General features: G+C 37.8%; 14 protein-coding genes. 2 read left to right on the top strand and 12 right to left on the bottom strand.

The features are described from left to right. Nucleotides 1–868: 868 nt before the first annotated feature. The 8 genes from BAMA_RS06440 to BAMA_RS06400 all read right to left on the bottom strand — a co-directional run bounded on the left by BAMA_RS06440 (nt 869) and on the right by BAMA_RS06400 (nt 10,098). Nucleotides 869–1,570, bottom strand: coding sequence for an endonuclease V (locus tag BAMA_RS06440; protein WP_034637379.1), 702 nt, complete (start codon nt 1,568–1,570; stop codon nt 869–871). Then, nucleotides 1,567–2,028 carry a toxin-antitoxin system YwqK family antitoxin gene (locus BAMA_RS06435; RefSeq protein ID WP_034637373.1) on the bottom strand — a complete coding sequence of 154 codons (462 nt, stop codon included), beginning with the start codon at nt 2,026–2,028 and terminating at the stop codon, nt 1,567–1,569. The genes BAMA_RS06440 and BAMA_RS06435 overlap by 4 nt, the downstream gene beginning before the upstream one ends. After that, the gene (locus tag BAMA_RS25500; protein ID WP_200874663.1) at nt 2,012–3,451 is read right to left on the bottom strand and encodes a YwqJ-related putative deaminase; all 1,440 of its coding nucleotides are present in this window, start codon (nt 3,449–3,451) and stop codon (nt 2,012–2,014) included. The genes BAMA_RS06435 and BAMA_RS25500 overlap by 17 nt, the downstream gene beginning before the upstream one ends. Continuing rightward, complete coding sequence (locus tag BAMA_RS06420) at nt 3,448–3,810, bottom strand: DUF3958 family protein (RefSeq protein WP_034637371.1); 363 nt, start codon at nt 3,808–3,810, stop codon at nt 3,448–3,450. Before BAMA_RS06420 ends, BAMA_RS25500 begins: the two co-directional genes overlap by 4 nt. Before the next feature lie 29 nt (nt 3,811–3,839). Next, on the bottom strand, nt 3,840–4,145 hold the full coding sequence (locus BAMA_RS06415; protein WP_034637369.1) for a TIGR04197 family type VII secretion effector: 306 nt from the start codon (nt 4,143–4,145) through the stop codon (nt 3,840–3,842). 373 nt (nt 4,146–4,518) lie between these two features. Further along, entirely contained in the window at nt 4,519–6,549 is a 2,031-nt protein-coding gene (locus tag BAMA_RS06410) for a YhgE/Pip family protein (RefSeq protein ID WP_034637367.1), read from the bottom strand. Between the two features lie 234 nt (nt 6,550–6,783). Beyond that, nucleotides 6,784–7,356: a TetR/AcrR family transcriptional regulator gene (locus BAMA_RS06405; RefSeq protein ID WP_034637365.1), complete on the bottom strand. Its 573-nt coding sequence runs from the start codon at nt 7,354–7,356 to the stop codon at nt 6,784–6,786. A gap of 375 nt (nt 7,357–7,731) precedes the next feature. Then, entirely contained in the window at nt 7,732–10,098 is a 2,367-nt protein-coding gene (locus BAMA_RS06400) for a DUF6359 domain-containing protein (protein WP_034637362.1), read from the bottom strand. 287 nt (nt 10,099–10,385) lie between these two features. Between BAMA_RS06400 and BAMA_RS06395 the strand changes: the two genes are divergently transcribed. Beyond that, entirely contained in the window at nt 10,386–12,341 is a 1,956-nt protein-coding gene (locus BAMA_RS06395) for an alkyl/aryl-sulfatase (RefSeq protein WP_034637359.1), read from the top strand. Between the two features lie 57 nt (nt 12,342–12,398). Here the strand turns inward: BAMA_RS06395 and hemY are convergent, their stop codons facing one another. The 4 genes from hemY to BAMA_RS06375 all read right to left on the bottom strand — a co-directional run bounded on the left by hemY (nt 12,399) and on the right by BAMA_RS06375 (nt 18,495). Further along, nucleotides 12,399–13,820 carry a protoporphyrinogen oxidase gene (gene hemY / locus BAMA_RS06390; protein ID WP_034637356.1) on the bottom strand — a complete coding sequence of 474 codons (1,422 nt, stop codon included), beginning with the start codon at nt 13,818–13,820 and terminating at the stop codon, nt 12,399–12,401. A 22-nt stretch (nt 13,821–13,842) separates the two neighbouring features. Beyond that, nucleotides 13,843–14,778, bottom strand: coding sequence for a ferrochelatase (hemH, locus tag BAMA_RS06385; protein ID WP_034637353.1), 936 nt, complete (start codon nt 14,776–14,778; stop codon nt 13,843–13,845). Between the two features lie 12 nt (nt 14,779–14,790). Continuing rightward, entirely contained in the window at nt 14,791–15,837 is a 1,047-nt protein-coding gene (hemE, locus tag BAMA_RS06380; protein ID WP_034637832.1) for a uroporphyrinogen decarboxylase, read from the bottom strand. A 540-nt stretch (nt 15,838–16,377) separates the two neighbouring features. Beyond that, on the bottom strand, nt 16,378–18,495 hold the full coding sequence (locus BAMA_RS06375; RefSeq protein WP_034637346.1) for a transglycosylase domain-containing protein: 2,118 nt from the start codon (nt 18,493–18,495) through the stop codon (nt 16,378–16,380). 124 nt (nt 18,496–18,619) lie between these two features. Between BAMA_RS06375 and BAMA_RS06370 the strand changes: the two genes are divergently transcribed. Continuing rightward, nucleotides 18,620–19,096 carry an antibiotic biosynthesis monooxygenase family protein gene (locus BAMA_RS06370; RefSeq protein ID WP_034637344.1) on the top strand — a complete coding sequence of 159 codons (477 nt, stop codon included), beginning with the start codon at nt 18,620–18,622 and terminating at the stop codon, nt 19,094–19,096. The last annotated feature ends 15 nt before the right edge of the window (nt 19,097–19,111 follow it).

The following is a 19,111-nucleotide window of genomic DNA, read 5'->3' as shown; positions in this document are numbered from 1 at the left end:
ATCATGAGCTTCCAATATGAGCAGCATTTTCTTTCCCATTCCCTTGGGGTGAGCAGTTAGCTTTTGCTAGCTGCTCTTTTCTGTATTAAAATGATTTTTTTATATTCATCAGTCGTCTAACATTTACAAAACCTTAACATTATAACTATATCCAAATTATTAGATGTATGTTACTATAATTGAGTCAGTCACATTATTTTCCTTGAGCATTCCCCTTCGTAAACCTTAACTCCTATCCTAAGTTAAGGTTTTCCTTTTTTAATTGGACGGATTTACCATTATTATTTCCCAAAAATTCGTGTTATGTTTGTTCAGTCGAGTGTATCTTAATCGACAAACTACCCTCTGAAACTCCGTTTTTACGGGGTTTCTTTATTTAAGAAGAAGCTCTTATTACCTGTTCACAATATCGTAACATCCAATTACATTTATAAATTTAGATATATGTTAAGATCATTACATAACCAATTGAAAATCCTTGTTTAGAAACCCCACAAGCCCTGACACCCCCCTCATCCTGTCAGGGCCTGTTTTTATTCAAATAACTATTTTGTTGTAGTTTCGAAACCTTTACTTTTTGTAATTCATTTTATTTAAATGATTTCATATCTCTTTTTCTTCAATATTTAACTTTTTGACATGAAATGTTCCGCTGGTAGCTTGAAATCCTTTTGCGATACTAGAAGCTAATTCAAGTGCTGTGCGATAATTCTCGTTAGAAGAGTAATTAAATTCACAAATCACAAATGAATAAAGACAAATAAAAAAAGAATGAACCCTGTATAATATAAGGTTCATTCCTTACTAACTGCCTCTAATATTTATCTAACTCTTTGTTTGCTTACCTTATGTCTACTTACATTATCCACTATTCCAATAGTTGCTTTCTCATTTTGTGCGTTTCTAAGTCTGCTAATCTTACAGGAATAGGTAAGCGACTCTCTCGATTAATACAATTCATAACAATTTCAATACTAGTATCTAAATCAATCCAATTCCCACATGAAACAAAGATTGGCTTCACATTTTTTGACGTTCTCAAAGCTCGGCCATATATCTCCTTATTAATCACAATATCAGTATACGCACCTACTTGATTGCCCGGCATAATAAAGTCTATATCCTGAATTCTAAGGTAGCTTTTAGCTACACCAATTGTCGGTTTATTTAATAGAAAGGATGCATGGGTAGCAATTCCCATATGACGGTAATGTAAGTATCCATTTCCATCAAACATATATAAATCGGGTTCATTAGATAATTTCTTTGCCGCTTCAAGTACTAAAGGTAATTCACGGAAAGCTAAAAACCCTGCAATATAAGGAATATTTATTTCTCCATAGCTATACACCTTTTCAATAACTTCCTTTGTATAATAATCAATCCTAACAATACAGCATATACCATACGTTGTATTATTTATATTCCAGTAAGCTAAATCTACCCCTGCAATAGTTTTAATTTCACTAATATTAAAACTGTTGATAAGGCTTACTTTAGATAATAGTTCGTCCTGAATATTAATAAATTCATTTATCAATTCCATACTATCTAAATCTACTTTTTTCATTCTATACCACGTTTAGAAAAAGATTCGATTAACTTTAAATCTGTTTCTGTAGGAGAATTTTTTTGTTTTATGATACATCCTTCAATATCCCATTCTGTATAATAAAGAGCTATACCATATTTGTATTCTCCTTCAAATTTTAGCTCTCCACTTTCATACCATATTCTTTCGGTACCATTACTTTGTCCATGAATTAATTTTTTGATTGATTTTACATTTCCATTTTTATAAAACTCTACTAACTCGCCTTCAATAAAACCTTTTACATAATTTGAATAGTACATCAAATTCCCATTGTCATATAATTCATAGGCTAAGCCAGTAAAAGGTTTTCCATTTTCATCTTCAGGATTATCTAAAACTTCATCACTATAAGATGTAAACCATAACTCTTCGTCAAAGTCAGTCCCATGTTCTAACACATAGTCTTTATTTAAAATATCAATTTGATTTTCCAATCTTTTTCACCTCTGAACTAAACTCAAATCCTTCAGTAATAAAATTACAATGCAGACAGGTTGGCATCATCATACCTGACGGTTTTAATTTTTTACCAGATCGCACCACATGAGTAATAAAATTCGAATCACTCGCTTGCGGGTTCGCCAGTAAAGCTTTATTTAACGAGTACACTTCTGCATGGGACCCTGCTCCATACGTAAATGTATATCCCTCTTTAACATTTTTCGGCATATTAATAATCCGTTGCTTTATTAAAGGGTGTAACTCTTCCGGAATCTTACCTGATGCATTATTGATTCCAAAATAATATTTACCTGTTGTTTTATCAAAAGTTCCAGCAACTGCAGGTCCCATCTCTCTTTTAGAAATCCCCAGTTGATTTAGCCTTTCAACTTCTTGGACTACAGCACCACGTAAATTAATCCTTTGATTCAATTCTTGTGAAGTAAACTTCCCATATTTATTTCGCAAGTACTCTATTCTACTTAAATTTTTATGACTACTATTAACACCTTTAACCGCTTCAGAAGTCATCTTTGCAGCTTTACCTAGCTTAACTAGTTTCCCAACTGGTGTAACACCCGCTACTACCATTCCCCCAGCTACAAATCGATTCCAAGTAGACAATTTTTCGCCGTTAGATGGATCGATACCTTCTAAAACACGGCGAACATCGTATTCACCAGTCATTTCACCTGTTACATCTCTTGCTAGCTGCTTACCATCAAAGTTGTTTTCTTCTGATTCTAATTCAGGTCTTTCGCAAGCTTCTCCATCTTTAACTACATTCTCAGCTTTCCTAGCCTTCTCCTCCGTAATCACTTGAATCGGCTTTGCCCATTCCATATTTAACTTTTCAATATGAAATGTTCCGCTGACAGCTTGAAATCCTTTTCCGCTTTGTACTTCCGCAAGACCGTTTGCGATACTGGAAGCTAATTCAAGTGCTGTGCGATAATTCTCACTAGAAGAGTAATTGAATTGGTATAACCGCTCTAGTTTATCTTCTAACTTCCGTTTCATAGCGTGATAAATTTGTAGCATTGCGGCCGCCCCAGGTGTTTGTTCCTCCATCGCCGCAATTGCTGCAATCATGCGCTCAAGTTCTCGAATTTGTTCTCGTATTTCTTGCTCGATGACATCGACTGTTGCAACTGCGGCTTGAAAGTCAACTGGAAAGGAAATATTTTGACGGATTAGTTCTTCACATAAGTAGATGATTCCTTGCGCTAACTGGCGATATGTTTGCATAAAAAACGCTTTTGCACTATCGTATGTTTTCCCTTTCAGCGTAACATCTAGTGCGAAAGCATCAATTGAGCGAATTACTTCTTCCATTCCTTGAATTGTTGCATTGCAAAACGCATTCATACTTTCTGATTGCGCTTGTACTTCTCCTATGTACATGTTCAAGCTCATGACTTCACCTCTGAGGACAGCTTTTTCCTTTCATAGTAAAGTTCATGCTCTCGATCCTCTAATCGTTTCTTTTCTTGTCGCAATGCTTCTTTTTCATTTTCCAGTTCAAGTGTTAGCTTTCGCTCGGTATGTTGTACATCTTGGCGCATATCAAGAAAAGAATGTCCTAACTCTTTATCTTTATACCAAGTTTCTAATACACGGTCAAATACTCGGCGCCCTTGATTCTTTAACTGATCTAATGCCAGTTCCCTTTGTTCCTGTTTTTGAATAGCAAATTGATTATGCCGTTGTTCCTCGGAGATTGTTTGTAGTTTGTTATTCAGCTCATTCATTTTTTGTTCTGTATCACAATTCATCTTTATCCTCCCATCCCTATCATCACAAATTAACGAAAGTGTCTTTCAAGTAAGGGCGAGTTGCTAAAGTTGTTGTGAAGTTCGTTATCCATTCTCTCAAACTCTTTTACAACAGAACGAATATTGTTAATTCCTTGTTGAAATGCATTCTGAAATTGTTTTGTTAACTGCATCGTCTCATCATTTGCACTCTGAGCTTGTGTATTCACTGTTAATGTAGTTCCATGTGATTTTGTAATCGTCCTACTTGTGGCACTTTGAACCGTATCCGACGCCCTTCCCATTTGCGTCGCAATTTGTTCTGCCGTTTGAAAATTGCTTTGAAATTTTCCCATCTCTTTATTCCTTTCTTATTATTTTTGAGAAACATTAAAAGTAAATGAACTAATTCCACACCTTTTTTTGCTCTCTTTCTTTTTCAGTTCTACTTTTAAACACAAGGAAAATTATACCATAAAATCAACATAGTAACTCCTAAAAGTATCAGTTTGACAGACCCTCGTTTACTGTCTAAAGATGCAAGACTTCTCTCTTCTTGCATCAGAGTTAGGATACCCAAAAGCAAACATACGTTCTATACTATTACCTTAATTATACCTCACCTTCGGAACAAAATGCAAAGATTTACTTTAGTTTGAGGGTGAATTTTTTAAGCTAAAAAAACAAAAAATGGCTCCGGTACAATACCGAAACCATTTTTTGTTTCTATTATGCTTCTTCCGTAAACTTACCAAATTGGCGCTTATGCATCCAAGTTAATGATGCGATTGTTCCAACTGATAGTAAAACGATGAAGACTACTAAAATGCCTGCGTTTTGCCACATGAAGTTAAAGTCTCCGCTCGATACAATCGCTTTAAAGCCAGATACTGAATATGTCATCGGTAACCATGCGTTAAAGTGTTGTAAGAACTCTGGAATTAATTCCAGTGGGAACGTTCCTGCACTTGTCGTTAATTGAAGAATTAACGTAATGATCGCAATGAAACGTCCTGCATCTCCAAACGCTGTTACTAAACATTGAATTAGCGCAATAAACGCTAAGCTTGTTAAGATACTAAATAGGATAAAGTATGGAACACTTTGTACTTCAATACCTAAACCAAACAGTAAAATAACGTCTGCAACTAACGCTTGAATAATACCTACCGCTAATAACACACCAAACTTACTAATAAACCAGCTAAATCCAGACTTTGGAACGCCAACTGTATCACGTAGTGGATATACAATTGATAATAATAATGCTCCAACGAATAGACCAAGAGATAAGAAGTACGGTGTAAATCCGGTTCCGTAGTTTGGAACTTCTTGAATTTTCTCCGTCTTCACTTTTACCGGATTTGCAAACATGTTATATGTTTCATCCGTTCCTTTTACTTCTCCTGTTTTCTCAGCACCTTCACCAAGCTTTGTTGCTAGTTCTGTCGTGCCACTGTTTACTTCGCCTAGGCCGTTTGTGATTTGAGTAGAACCGTTTGCTAGTTCATTTACTCCTGCAATTAATGGTGCTGTCTTTTGAGCTAACTCATTTGCACCTGCTTTTGCTTCGTTGAAGTTTGCTCCAAACGTACTAAAGCCTTCTACAAATTTATCTTGACCATTCTCTAATTTCTGAATCCCTTCCACTAAAGTATTCAACTTTTGTGTATCAGGCAGATTAACTTGTAAACCACTCATTTGCTCTTTCAATGTATTTGTTCCAGCTGCAATACCAGCTGATTGTTTTTGAGAAGCTGTCAAACTCTTCATTAGGCCATCAATCGATGGTTGTAACTGAGTTTTATATTCCTCTGGCAAACCTTCAACTGCTGTTTGCAAAGCAGTTAATTGGTTCACTGTAGCAGTCGCTAATTGTGCATTTGATTGTGCTACTTGATCTAACTTTCCAACTTCCTCAGATTTCGTTTTTAAGCCCGCAATTTTTGGCTCTAGCTCTTTCAAACCTGATAAAGATGCTTTTACTTCCGTATTTAACTGATGAATACCGCCTTGAACCTCTTTTGCACCTGCAGCCAATTGACCTTGCCCATCTGCAAGCTTATTCATACCTGTAGCTAAATCTGAAGTACCTTTTTTCAATTTATCTGATTCCGTAAGCATCGTATTTAATCCATCCGTCACTTTACGAGATCCATCTTCCAATTTTACTGTTCCATCATGGAGCTTATTTGCACCCTCTGAGGCATCAGTAAATCCTTGGGAAACTTCTTCAACAGATGCAAACATTTTTTCTGCATATGTTTTTGTTAACTCACTTGATACTTCACTTTTAATATGCTCAACTGCTGTTGAACCGATTTGTGAAGATAGGAAGTTTAAGCTTTCGTTCGGAATGAACTTTAAGCTTGATGGCGTTGGATGATCCGTTAGTAATGTTGTAGCATTACTTGAGAAGTCTTCTGGAATACGAATTAACATGTAGTATTTTCGTTCATCCATTCCTTTTAACGCTGTTTTTTCATCGACGAATTCCCATTTAAAGCTTTTATTATCCTTTAAATTGGCGACGAGGTCTTCCCCACCTTTAATTTCTTCGCCCTCTAGAACTGCGCCTTTATCTTCATTCACAATCGCAACTGGTAAATCATTTAGACGCTCATATGGATCCCAAAATGCCCATAAGAACATTCCAGCATATAAAATCGGAATGAATAAGATCCCAATAATCGGGATTAAAATCTTCTTGTTTTTAATAATCTCTGTAAACTCTTTTCCTAACAGTGTAAATCCTCTCATTGTTGCTTCTCCTTTCATTTAAAATCACTTTTACTTCATTTGGGCAATGATGTCTCTATATGATATGCCCTTAAAAATCCTTTATGACCATTTTGTTCATTTGGTCATATGCGACAAATGAAAAAGATTATCCTTAGACAATCCTACACATAATTTGTTGCTATTTTACATCCCTTCATAACTTATGACCGATTCGTTCATTTGGTCATACTTTATTATATTAAAAGGATTATCTTAATTTGACAATCCTTTTATTAAATAAAGTTCAAAAAGCTCCGCGATTCGTTCTTTTTCTAACGGTTCGTGATGTTTTTCCCAATCAAAAATAAGCGATATATACATGCGAAGCATAATAAATGCTGTAATTTCTGTGTCACACTCACGAATTTCACCTTTTTGAATCGCAATCTTTAAATAAACTTCAATGTAAGAAATAATTTCACGATCCACTTGCTGCAGAACCTCTTGTACTTCTTTCGTTCCCATATCTCGTTCTTCTTGAATGAGCTTAATCATAAGTTGATGCTCTTTGCGGAACTCTAAAATACGATATAGGGCAAGGCTTACGTTTTCAACAAAAGAAACATTGGAATCAATTGCTTCCTCTGCCACGTATTTCATTTCAGCAATTAAGTTCGAAATAATTTCGCCAAATAATTCTTCTTTATTTTTGAAGAATGTATAAATCGTTCCTTTTCCGACATTCGCAAGCTTTGCAACTTGATCCATCGTTGTTGCTTTATAACCAAATGCAGAAAAAGATTTTGTTGCTGCCTCGATAATCGAGCGTTTTCGATCAACTGACATATTTCCACCTCCTAATTGACCAAATGAACAAATTGGTCATTAGTACATTTTTCATCATAACATAGGTCTCTATTCTTTTACAAGTACTGGTTTTATGTAAAGTGAAACTTCAATCAGTATGGCTCTTCATCTTGCAAATAGCAAGATAAGTGATGATATCGTATATTGTAGCATAAGAACATGATGAACTGGGACCTATACCTAATTTACATTTAATTGAGAAATAAAGTGAAACTTCAATCAGTGGGGGTTTTCTCCATCTCCCACCTAAACTTCTTTGCTTCTCTCAAGTTTTGAGGTGGGAGTCTTACAGCCCGCAAATAGCGGGATAAATAAAAAAATGCCCCTTTACCTATTTGCAAAGGGGCATTTCCATTACGACGCTTTTTTCAAATCAATTTGTGCAAGAACTGGATCATGATCACTTACACGACCGTGTTCTTTCATTCCATTTGTATTCATGTGAACTGGGTCTACTACCGTATGCGGTGCAAGATTATTTGTTACGAAAATATGATCTAACACTTGTGCATTTCCTTCATGAATGTATGTGTAACGATTTTCCTCTGGCACTGTTTCTAACATGTTTTGCATGATGTCACCTTTTAATGCGGCTAATGGCTTTGAAAATTCAAAGTCATTCATATCGCCAAGTACAACAACCGCTGCGTCTTTATGGCGTTTTTGAATATCGGAAACAAATGCATTTACTTCTTTCGCAATCTCTACTCGCTTTTCTTCACTTTGTAACACAAGCGGCTGAATTTTCCCAAACGGAGAAGCATCTCCTAATTTCGAATTAAAGTGATTTGAAATGACAACAACTCGCTCGCCGCGGAACTGGAATTCAGCAGCTAATGGCTTACGTGAACTCGCAAATGCATCACTATTTTCTCCGATGCGCACAACACTTTCCTCAAGTAACTTTGGATTTTTCGCTAATTTTACACGTGACGGGTTGTAAAGGAATCCAACGCGAATGTTTGCTCCAGGAGCTCCGCCGTCTACATTATTTTGCGGTGCAATTTCTACATATTCATATTCCGGACCACGAATGGCTTTAATCGCATCAATCAGTCTCTTTGCACTTTGTGATGCATCTGTCGTTCCATCATTCACTGTACCGTTGTTATCTTGCATTTCTTGAATACCAATAATGTCTGGCATTCTTAAATTATATTTGATTGCATATGCTAACTTTTGTACCTTTTCATCTGATGTTTCTTTTTCATTTGCAGAGAAGTTTTCAATGTTAAATGTTGCGACAGTTAACTTCCCTAAACGTGGCTGAATGCTCGTTCCTGCTTGCTTAAAGCCGCCATCTGTCACAGTTGGAAGTTCCGTTGCTGGCGTCACGCGGTATGCACCGTAATCATAACCAACAACACCTGTTATATCACCAGTAAACTGATCGCCTACTTTTGCAACATAATCACGTGATACTTTAATCGATAAACGCTCTGGATTAAAGTTGTCCGCTTGTAGTAAAGGTGTACCAAACTTCGTTGTTACTTTATTTGTACCATTGTTTACTGTTACATATAAATTCCCATGCTTTTGCGGTGCAATAATCGTTGGAGACGGCGCTGTTACAAGCATCCCTTCTAAGCTTTCATAAAAATCAATTGCATCTTCAGACGGATCAAACGTACTAAATGCATCATTATCAATAATGTCAGCTGGAAGTTGTAACCCGTTTTTACCTAGTACTATTGCTGTTGGCTTTTCTACATTTTGAGCTGTTACAGTGACTTCACTCGCTTTAATTTCAGTTATTGTTAAGTCTGTCTTAAATTTGTCAGCATAACCTGGGCCTACAAACTCTTCTACTTGTCCATTTATAGCAACTGCATCTCCTACAGCTACTCCTGCACCTTTTTTGTACACATAAATACCTTCTGATGTAGCTGGGTCATTATCTGGCTTTGGATCTTGCATGTAAAAACCATATGTATCTACCGCTGTAACAACACCTTCTACACCACTTACCTTTTGATCGTCATAAGGTGAAGTATGCGATTTTCCTTGAATATCATGAATACGAATTGCTTCCTCTGTTGCGACTTGGAAAGAAAACGTCATAACAGGTGCCGCTTCCATTCCTTCTTTTACGGCAATTGCCTTTATGACAAGATTTCCATTTACTGTAATCGATTCCTTATATAATGAACTTTCTGTAGATGGCTCAGTTCCATCTAACGTGTAATAAATATTTGCTCCTTCAGTCTCTGTTGCTAGCGTAACTGCTGTTCCTTTTTGAACTGTACCACCGTTTGGCGTAGCAACAACTTGTTTCACACGATTTTGTGTTTCACCTTCAAATTCATATGCTGTAACTTCTTTCAAACCTGGACTGCTAAAATAAGAATCTAACGTTCCAGTTAAACGTACTTTTTTCCCTACATTTTCTGGCTTGTCCTTCACATTTACCGCTGCTCTTACTTCCCCTTTTGGCAATTGAACCGGCATAATGTTAGCTGGATTTGTTTCATCAGGAGAATCTGCAATGGCAACGTTTGTGTCTCCAAATTTCGCCGGGTCTTTCGTATACTTAGAAGGACTTTGTGTGTAACCAACGATATAGCCTTCTACTACTTCGTTACTCTTCCCATTAGTTTGGAACACTTCAATTGCTTCTTTCACCGTTAACATACGGCTTGCTTCTGCTTTCGTGATAACATCTGTACATAACAGAAACAGTGTGAATGAAATTAAAATGGCGACGATTCTTTTCAATGTCATCATTTCCCCCTACTTCATAATTTTTCATATTTTACAAGTCCTATCATAACAAGTTGTTCGTCAGAAAGAACTTTTCCAACGAAAACTTTACAAATAATTAAAAATTTTTACAATAGCAGCATGTTGAGAAATAAAAGTTTTAAAAATCGAATATTCCGTCTTTTATTATAGATAAATTCATTTTGAATGGTTACTGTAATCAATTTTTGACCTACTAGTTGAGAAAGTATCGTTTAAAAAATTAAATCGTTACATAAATTATAGTATCAATAAAAGGGGGTACTTGAATGACTGTTTACAACTATCACGGTGACGGACTGAATACAGATAGAAAACAGGCAACACATAAAACACGTTTAATTAATGATGGTCTATATAAAACGATTAAGTGGGATAAGTTGAAAATTGAGCAGGAATTAGCTAGAACGAATACACTAGTTGATGTCCCCTTACCTACTATTAATGGGAAAAGTGAAACACAACCTGTATGGGATTTAAAAAAATATTCTTTTTTGTTACAAAATCAAATACCTGATACTGTTCATCCAAAGTTGTGGGAGCAAGGGAAATTAAACCTTCATTCCGGCTTATATCAGGTGACAGATCGTATCTATCAAGTTAGAGGATTTGATTTGGCTAATATGAGCCTAATTCGAGGGGAAACAGGTTGGATTATAATTGATTGCTTAACTTCTAAAGAAACCGCAACAGCAGCACTTCAATTAGTAAACAACCATTTTGGAAATGTCCCAATTAGCGCTATTATTTTAACTCACTCCCATGCGGATCATTACGGGGGAGTTTTAGGTGCCTTGCATTCAAACACTGAACAAAATATAACTGTATATGCTCCAGAAGGTTTTATGAAAGCCGTGATTGAAGAGAATGTAACTGCCGGCGTAGCGATGTCTAGGCGCGCCATGTATATGTATGGAGAAGGATTACCTCTTGATGAAAAAGGACGGGTAGATAACGGAATAGGAAAAGAGCTTTCTGGCGGCACAATGACTCTTCCCGATCATGTGGAGGAAATATCAAAAAGTGATAACGAGCTTTATGTGGAAAAGGTTATTGATGGTTTACATATACAGTTTCAGCTTACACCAGGTACAGAAGCGCCTGCGGAAATGAATATTTATATTCCAAGTGAAAATTCTTTATGTATTGCGGAAAATTGCACAGCAACCATTCATAATTTGTATACTTTAAGGGGCTCACAAGTGAGAGACCCAGTAGCTTGGGCAAAATATTTACAAGAGGCTATAGATTTGTTTGGTGATCGCCTGAGCACTGTATTTAGTGTTCATAATTGGCCACGTTTTGGTAACAAGCAGTGTATTGATTACTTGGAAAAACAAAGAGATGTATATCAATACCTTAACGACCAAACATTACGATTAATAAACCAAGGTTATACATTAGACCAAGTCGGAAGGATCGTAGAGCTTCCACATAGCTTAAAAGATGAATGGTACAATAGTTCATTTTATGGAACAGTCAATCATAACGCGAAGGCCGTCTATCAAAAATATATGGGATGGTATAGCGGGAATCCAGTGGACTTAAATAAATTATTCCCAGAAGATTCAGCGAAAAAATATGTTGAATATATGGGCGGAGAAGAAACTGTTCTAGAAAAAGCAAAGAAATCCTTTCAAGATGGAGAGTACCAATGGGTAGCGGAAGTCATGAAACAAGTGATTTATGCAAATCCTAGCAATAACAACGCGAAGCTTTTATGTGCTGATGCTTTAGAACAACTTGGTTATATCGCAGAATCAGGTCCTTGGAGAAATGTCTATTTAACAGGAGCCTATGAACTACGTTTCGGGAATACAGCTAAATCAATCGAAACCATATCAAAAGAAGTACTAGACGCTTTACCACTTCAAAATATATTGAGCTTATTTAGTATACGAGTTGATGGCATAAAGGCAGGAGATTATAACTATAAAATCAATTTTGTAATTCCTGATCGAAATGAAGTAGCCGCAACCGAAATGAAGCGTGGGATATTTAGATATTTGAACAATGAACTAGCAGCAGATGCAGACGTAACCGTTACGATGTGGAAAGAGCAATTATATCAACTCGTAACTACGAATGATCAATCGAATACCTCCACTATCATTATTCAAGGAGACGCAGAAAAGTGGCGATTATTTTTAGCGGCACAAGATACAATGGATCCAAATTTCAATATCGTGACACCTATTTCTGAAAACGAAACGAATAACTCGTAGGAAATAAAAAAAGGACTTCTCAAAAGCCGGTTTCCCCACTTTTGAGACAGTCCTCTTTTACTGCGCTAGTCGTTCTGTTTGATTTGTACTTTCTAGATACGATAATACTTGCTTCACAGCCGCTTCACCTTGGTCAATACAATCAGGAAGTCCGGCTCCAGCATAGGAGCTTCCTGCTAAGTAAATGCCTGGTAGCTCTTTATCCATAAATGATTTCAGCTCTGCCATGCGCTCTTTATGCCCCACTGTATATTGCGGCATCGCGTCTTTCCAGCGACTTACAACTGTAAATTCTGGTTCTGCTGTAATGTCCATCGTTTTTTGTAAATCTTCTAACACAACTTTCACCATTTCTTCATCCGTTTGCTCGACAATTGCCTCATCACCTGGGCGACCAACATAACAACGAAGTAATACTTTTCCGTCCGGCGTTGTATGCGGCCATTTTTTATGCGTCCATGTACATGCTGTAATGGTAAAGTCACTGTTACGAGACACAACAAATCCAGTTCCGTCAATATCACGTTTGATTGCTTCTTTCGGGAACGCCAAGGCAACGTTCGCAACAGATGTTGACGGAATGTTGCGGAAGAAACGGAATTCTTTATACTGCCCAAATAAAGTTGGCAACGTTTTATGAGAAGAAGCAACCACAATGGCATCCGCTTCGATTTCTTTTCCATTGCTTAGCGTAATGAGATAGCCATGACTTGCCTTTGTCACTTTCTCAATACGTGTTCCCTTCACTACCGTTCCTTCTTCTAAACGGTCTTCAACCGCATCTACAATTGACTGAAGACCTGTTTTTAACGTTAAGAAAATACCTTTTGGCTTCGCACCCTTCGGCTTTTTAGGCGCTAATGTACGCATACCTAATGAAATGCTGCGGTACTTTTGCTCCACTTGGTAAAACTGAGGGAACGTCGCCATTAAGCTCATTTGATCGATGTCCCCTGCATAAATTCCTGAAAGCAATGGTTCAATTAAGTTTTCAACAACTTCTCGCCCAAGGCGGCGACGGAAAAAGTGTCCGAGTGATTGATCAGAAACCGGCTTAGAACGTGGCAATACAAAATCCAATCCCGCTCTTATTTTTCCTGCTGGTGAAAATAACCCTGAAAATAAAAACGGTGTAATTTGCGTTGGGATACCCATCATTGAACCTTCTGGAATGCCATGTAGTTCGTTATTGACAAGAACGTAAGACTTTCCTGTCGCGTTGTTGACAAGCTCTCCACCAAGTCCTAATTCACGCGCCAGTCTTGCGGCGCTCTCTTTTCTTTCTAAGAAAGAGTCCGGACCACGCTCAATTGCAAACCCATCCTTTCGCAACGTATGAATTTTGCCTCCAAGTCTTCCCGATGCTTCTATAAGCATCGTATCAATTGGCAATTGTTTTTCACGAATTTCCTTTTGCAAATAATATGCAGCCGTTAATCCTGAAATCCCTCCGCCAATAATCACCACCTTCTTGTTCAACCGAACTCATCCTTTCTTTCCGTTATGAAACAGTATTCCATTTTTTTAATACTACATCTGTTAAACACTCGATAAATGCTTCACCCGCATTTGGCATTGCTGGGCGATAATATGTCGCTCCAATTTCATCCGTAACGATTTTACATTCAATATCGTTGTCATATAACACTTCTAAGTGATCAGCGACGAATCCAACCGGTGCATATACAAATGATGTATAACCGTACTTTTCATGTAATTCACGCGTTAAATCTTGCACATCCGGTCCAAGCCAAGGCTCTGGTGTGTTACCTTCACTTTGCCAGCCGACAGCGTAATTTTTCACTTCTGCTTCACGCGCAATATAATCTGCTGTCTCACTTAATTGATCAGCATATGGATCGCCAAGTGCAACGATTTTTTCTGGCAAGCTATGCGCCGATACGATTAGCACTGTTTTTTCACGTTCTTCTTCCGTCATTGGCCCATAAATTTTCTTCAGTTCATCTACCCAATACTGAATAAACTTCGGCTCTTTATACCAACTGTCAATGCCATAAATCTTTAAATTCCCTAGCTTTTCTGCTTCTTCCTGCGCACGTCCTACATATGACTTAATGCTAAATGTAGAGTAATGAGGTGCTAAAACAAGTGCAATTGCTTCTTCAATTCCATCTTCATGCATCTTTGCGACTGCATCTTCAATGAACGGCTCGATATGTTTTAAGCCAAGGTACATGCAAAACTCCACATCATCTTGCACCGCATTTAAATTCTTCTCTAACTTTCCTGCTTGTTCTACAGTAATTTTTGCAAGAGGTGAAATTCCACCAATTGCACGGTAACGCTCTGTTAACTCTTCTAATGCTTCTTGGCTCGGTTTACGTCCTCTGCGAATATGAGTATAGTAACGCTCAATATCTTCCTCTTTGTACGGCGTTCCGTACGCCATAACAAGAAGTCCAATTTTCTTTTTCATATTCAGTCTCCTTTACTTCGCCAGTTGTTCTTTGGAATAGCTATGAATAAACGCTGTTAGGCGCTTTAATGTTTCTGGATTTACTTCAGGGAATACACCGTGTCCTAAGTTGAATACATAGCCTGGCTGTTTCATTCCTTGATCTAAAATTCCTTTCACATGCTCTTCAATTACTTCCCACGGAGCTAGTAAGTATGATGGATCCATATTTCCTTGAACCGCTTTATGAATACCGCGCTCGCGTGCCTCTTGAATTGGAAGTCTCCAGTCAAGACCTACTACATCAAGCGGAAGGTCTTGCCACTCATTTACTAAATGACTTGCGCCAACTCCGTGCATAATCATTGGGACATTCATCTCTTTTAGCTCAGAAAAAATGCGCTCCATCGCTGGCTTAATAAAGATGCGATAATCCGCTGTATTCACTGCACCAACCCAAGAATCGAATACTTGAATTGCTTTTGCACCAGCTTCAATTTGTGCTTTTAAGTACACAATTACCATATCTGCAAGCTTATCCATTAATGCAAACCAAGCTTTTGGCTCTGTGTACATAAACGCTTTTGTCTTATGATAGTTACGTGATGGACCACCTTCAATCATGTAACTTGCTAGTGTAAACGGTGCACCTGAAAATCCAATTAACGGTACATCAAGCATTTCTTTCGTTAATAGACGAATTGTATCTAATACGTATGGTACATCCTCTTCTGGATGAATTTCTCCTAATTTTTCTACATCTTGTAAGGAGCGGATTGGGTTATCAATTACTGGACCAATTCCTGATTTAATTTCAACATCTACACCGATCGCTGGAAGTGGTGACATAATGTCTTTATATAAAATCGCCGCGTCTACATCATATTGATCAACAGGCAACTTTGTTACATATGCACAAAGCTCTGGTTGATGTGTAATTTCAAATAAAGAGTACTTCTCTTTAATCTTTCTATATTCAGGCTGTGAACGACCAGCTTGCCTCATGTACCAAGCTGGCACATAATCTGTTCTTTCCCCTTTGCATGCTTTTAAAAATGTATCATTGATTTGTCTTACCAAAACCGTTGCTCCCTTCTCTTTAACACACATTGTAACGAATCCTATTTTTTATCCCGCATTAACGGGCTGTAAGACTCCCCCAAAACTTGAGAGAATTGAAGGATTTTTTTGGGGAGATCAACAGCCCGTAAAAACCCGATTCGTTCAACTACCAATCAGTGGGGGGTGAAGCCCCCACTGATTGAAGTTTCACTTTATCTGTTCTTACTATACTCCTAGTAAAAACAAAATGTACAACATTATGTACGATGTTCATGAAATTGACACAAATGTTCATAAAAATCTTTCTATATTTGTCGAAACATTCCCATTATATCACAAACTGTACAGTGAAACTTCAATCTGTAAGGGTTTTCTTCCTACTTAATACGAACAATCAGCGAAAGCGCTGCCTTCGCTGATATACGTTCATTTCTATCACAGCTCTTCTAGCTGTTCACCGCATCCTTTTCTACTTTTGTTTTCATATCATAAGTGGCAAAGCTCTGACCGTTACCATACTTCGCTAGGACTTCTCTCCAATCTCAAAAAAGAAGAGTTTTACGGTTTCACCACTTTCGTCTTCTCACCTTCACGTTCCGTCTGCGGGTTGTACGGAACAACATAAAACTGCGGCCGCGAAAATACGTTAATAAACGGCGCCTCATATTCTCCTTTCCCAACCACTGTATCAACATGAACTGTTTTTCCTCCATCTACTTTATACACTCGATACTCAATGCGTTTATCAAATAAAGGTGTCCATGTTAACTTTGCTGTAAATAGGCTAAACGGTGTGAAGGAAAGCTTCGCTTCAAAGTCTTTTAATTTACTTAACCGAATTGGCCTTCCAATTGTTTCAACGCCGCGTGGTTGCTGAAAGGTTTCCTGCACTTGTACATTTGCTTTCGTTAAAATACTTTTAAATAACTCTGTCGGTGAAGAGCTATCACCTCGTATGTAATGCCCTTCATCTGTCTGGTCATATCCCATCCAAATCGCACCAACAACTGTTGGCGTATAGCCAACGAACCAAACATCACGAGCACCTTCTCGTTGTTTAGGAAGCGAAGTCGTTCCCGTTTTCCCAGCTAAAGCTCCTTTATAAACACCTTTTCTAGCCGTTCCTTCCTGCACGACGCCTTCTAACATTTTCGTCATATACCAAGCCGTTTGTTTTGAAAAAACTCTCGTTTCTTTCGTACTTGCTTTGCCAATGACTTCACCGCGTCGATTCAATACTTTTTCAATTACGTACGGCTCAATAATCTTTCCATTTGCTAAAAAAGCACGATACATTTTTACAAGGTCAAGCGGGGAAATCCCTTCTCGCAAGCCGCCAAGTGCGGTACTTAAACCAGATTCAGGGATGTGAACATTTCCTTTTTCCAAATAGCTTTTCCCTTGTTCCACACCCATTTCCTGAAGCAGAGAAACAGCTGGCACATTTGCGGATTGTAACAACGCATCATACATCGTCATTTCTTTTGAATATTGGTCATTATAATTTTTTGGCATATATCCTTCAAACGATAACTTTTCATTTTTCAACAAAGAATACGGCTTATATCGCTTTGTTTCTAGTGCAGGTGCATACACAAGCAATGGCTTTAATACAGAACCTGGCTGCCTTTTTGCATAAACCCGGTTCAAACCACGCGCGACGTAATGTCTTCCACCAATCGTCGCCTTAATTCCCCCTGTTTTACTGTCCATTAATAAAAATGAACCTTCTATTTCCTTATTTTGCATCGGGAAATTACGGTTATCTTGAAATTGTGCATACGCTACCTTTTGGACTTTCTCATCCATTGGGACAACGAATGTATAACCGCCCCGAAGTACTTCTTGATGTGACAATCCATAAATGCGCGCAGCTTCATCTATCACCATATCAACATATGGCATATAAGCTAACTCACGCTCATCTTCATTCGTATGAAGCGCAATCGTCTTCCCTTGATAACGAACCGTTTCTTCCGCTGATAAGTACCCTTGCTTATGCATAAGTGATAACACGAGATCGCGGCGCTCTTTACTTTTATATGGCTCTAGGAGCGGTGAATAACCATTTGGTGCTTTTGGAAGCCCCGCTAACATCGCCCCTTCTTCTACCGTTAGCTTTTTCGCATCTTTATTAAAATAAAATTTCGCAGCTGCCTGAATCCCGTATGCACCATGTCCGAAGTAAATATGGTTCAAATACATTTCAAGTAGCTCATTTTTCGTATACTTTTGTTCTAAGTAAAAGGCGATTGCTACTTCTTTTGCTTTTCGTGTTATCGTTTTTTCATGCGTTAAAAAGACGTTTTTCACTAGTTGCTGCGTAATGGTACTGCCACCTTCTACTTTCCCGCCCGCTGCGATATCCTTTAGCAATGCACGTATAATCGCAGACGTATCAATGCCATGATGCTTATAAAACCTGGAATCTTCTACTGCAATAAACGCTTGTTGCACATGCTTTGGAATCTCTTCAACCGGGATAAGTTCTCTATTTTCAACGTAAAGCTTCGTAATTTCCTTTCCCTTTTGGTCAACGATGCGCGAAGAAGAATGAAATACAAGTCGTTTTTCATCCATCATATAGCCACCAGCAAGCACAATCACTTTATATAAAGCAATCGCTAATACAACTACTGCCGCTACACTTATCACACTCCACTTTACTCTCTTCATTCAGCATCCTTCTTTCCAAATGATGGTACAGTTATTATTTGGAAAAACGAAACCTTTATGTATAATCATCGAAGTTTTTTTAAGGACTTGCTATAATGAAAGTAAATGTAAAGGGGGTTAAAACATGAAAGCAATCATCTCATATGAAACATCGCTAGAGCAGGCACATTTCGTAGGAAAAAATGATGAAAAGAACATGTTTTATAAAGAAAATACAGAGGAAAACGTTGAAGGAACACTTCAATATGATGTATTAGACGCTGTCGGAGAATTCAACGGACAAAACGGCTTTATCGTATGTAATAACATTCCTGTTACAGAAGAAGGAAGAGAAACGTTTGAAAACCGCTTCAAAAATCGCGCTGGCCTAATTGAAAACGAGCCTGGCTTCCAAGCAATTCGCGTACTTCGCCCATTAACAGACGGTACATACGTTATTATGACGATGTGGGAATCAGAACAAAACTTCATCGACTGGACAGAATCAAGATCATTTGAAAACGCACATAAAAAACGCCCTGCACATGCGCAGCCTCCTCACGGGGAAGCACAAACAAGCATTTTTGCAGGACCATCATTTGTGACGAAGTTTACTGTATAAAAAAGATGCCGCCGG

The organism is Bacillus manliponensis (assembly GCF_000712595.1).
GTDB classification, from domain to species: domain Bacteria; phylum Bacillota; class Bacilli; order Bacillales; family Bacillaceae_G; genus Bacillus_A; species Bacillus_A manliponensis.
This window is presented reverse-complemented; position numbering and strand designations above follow the sequence as displayed.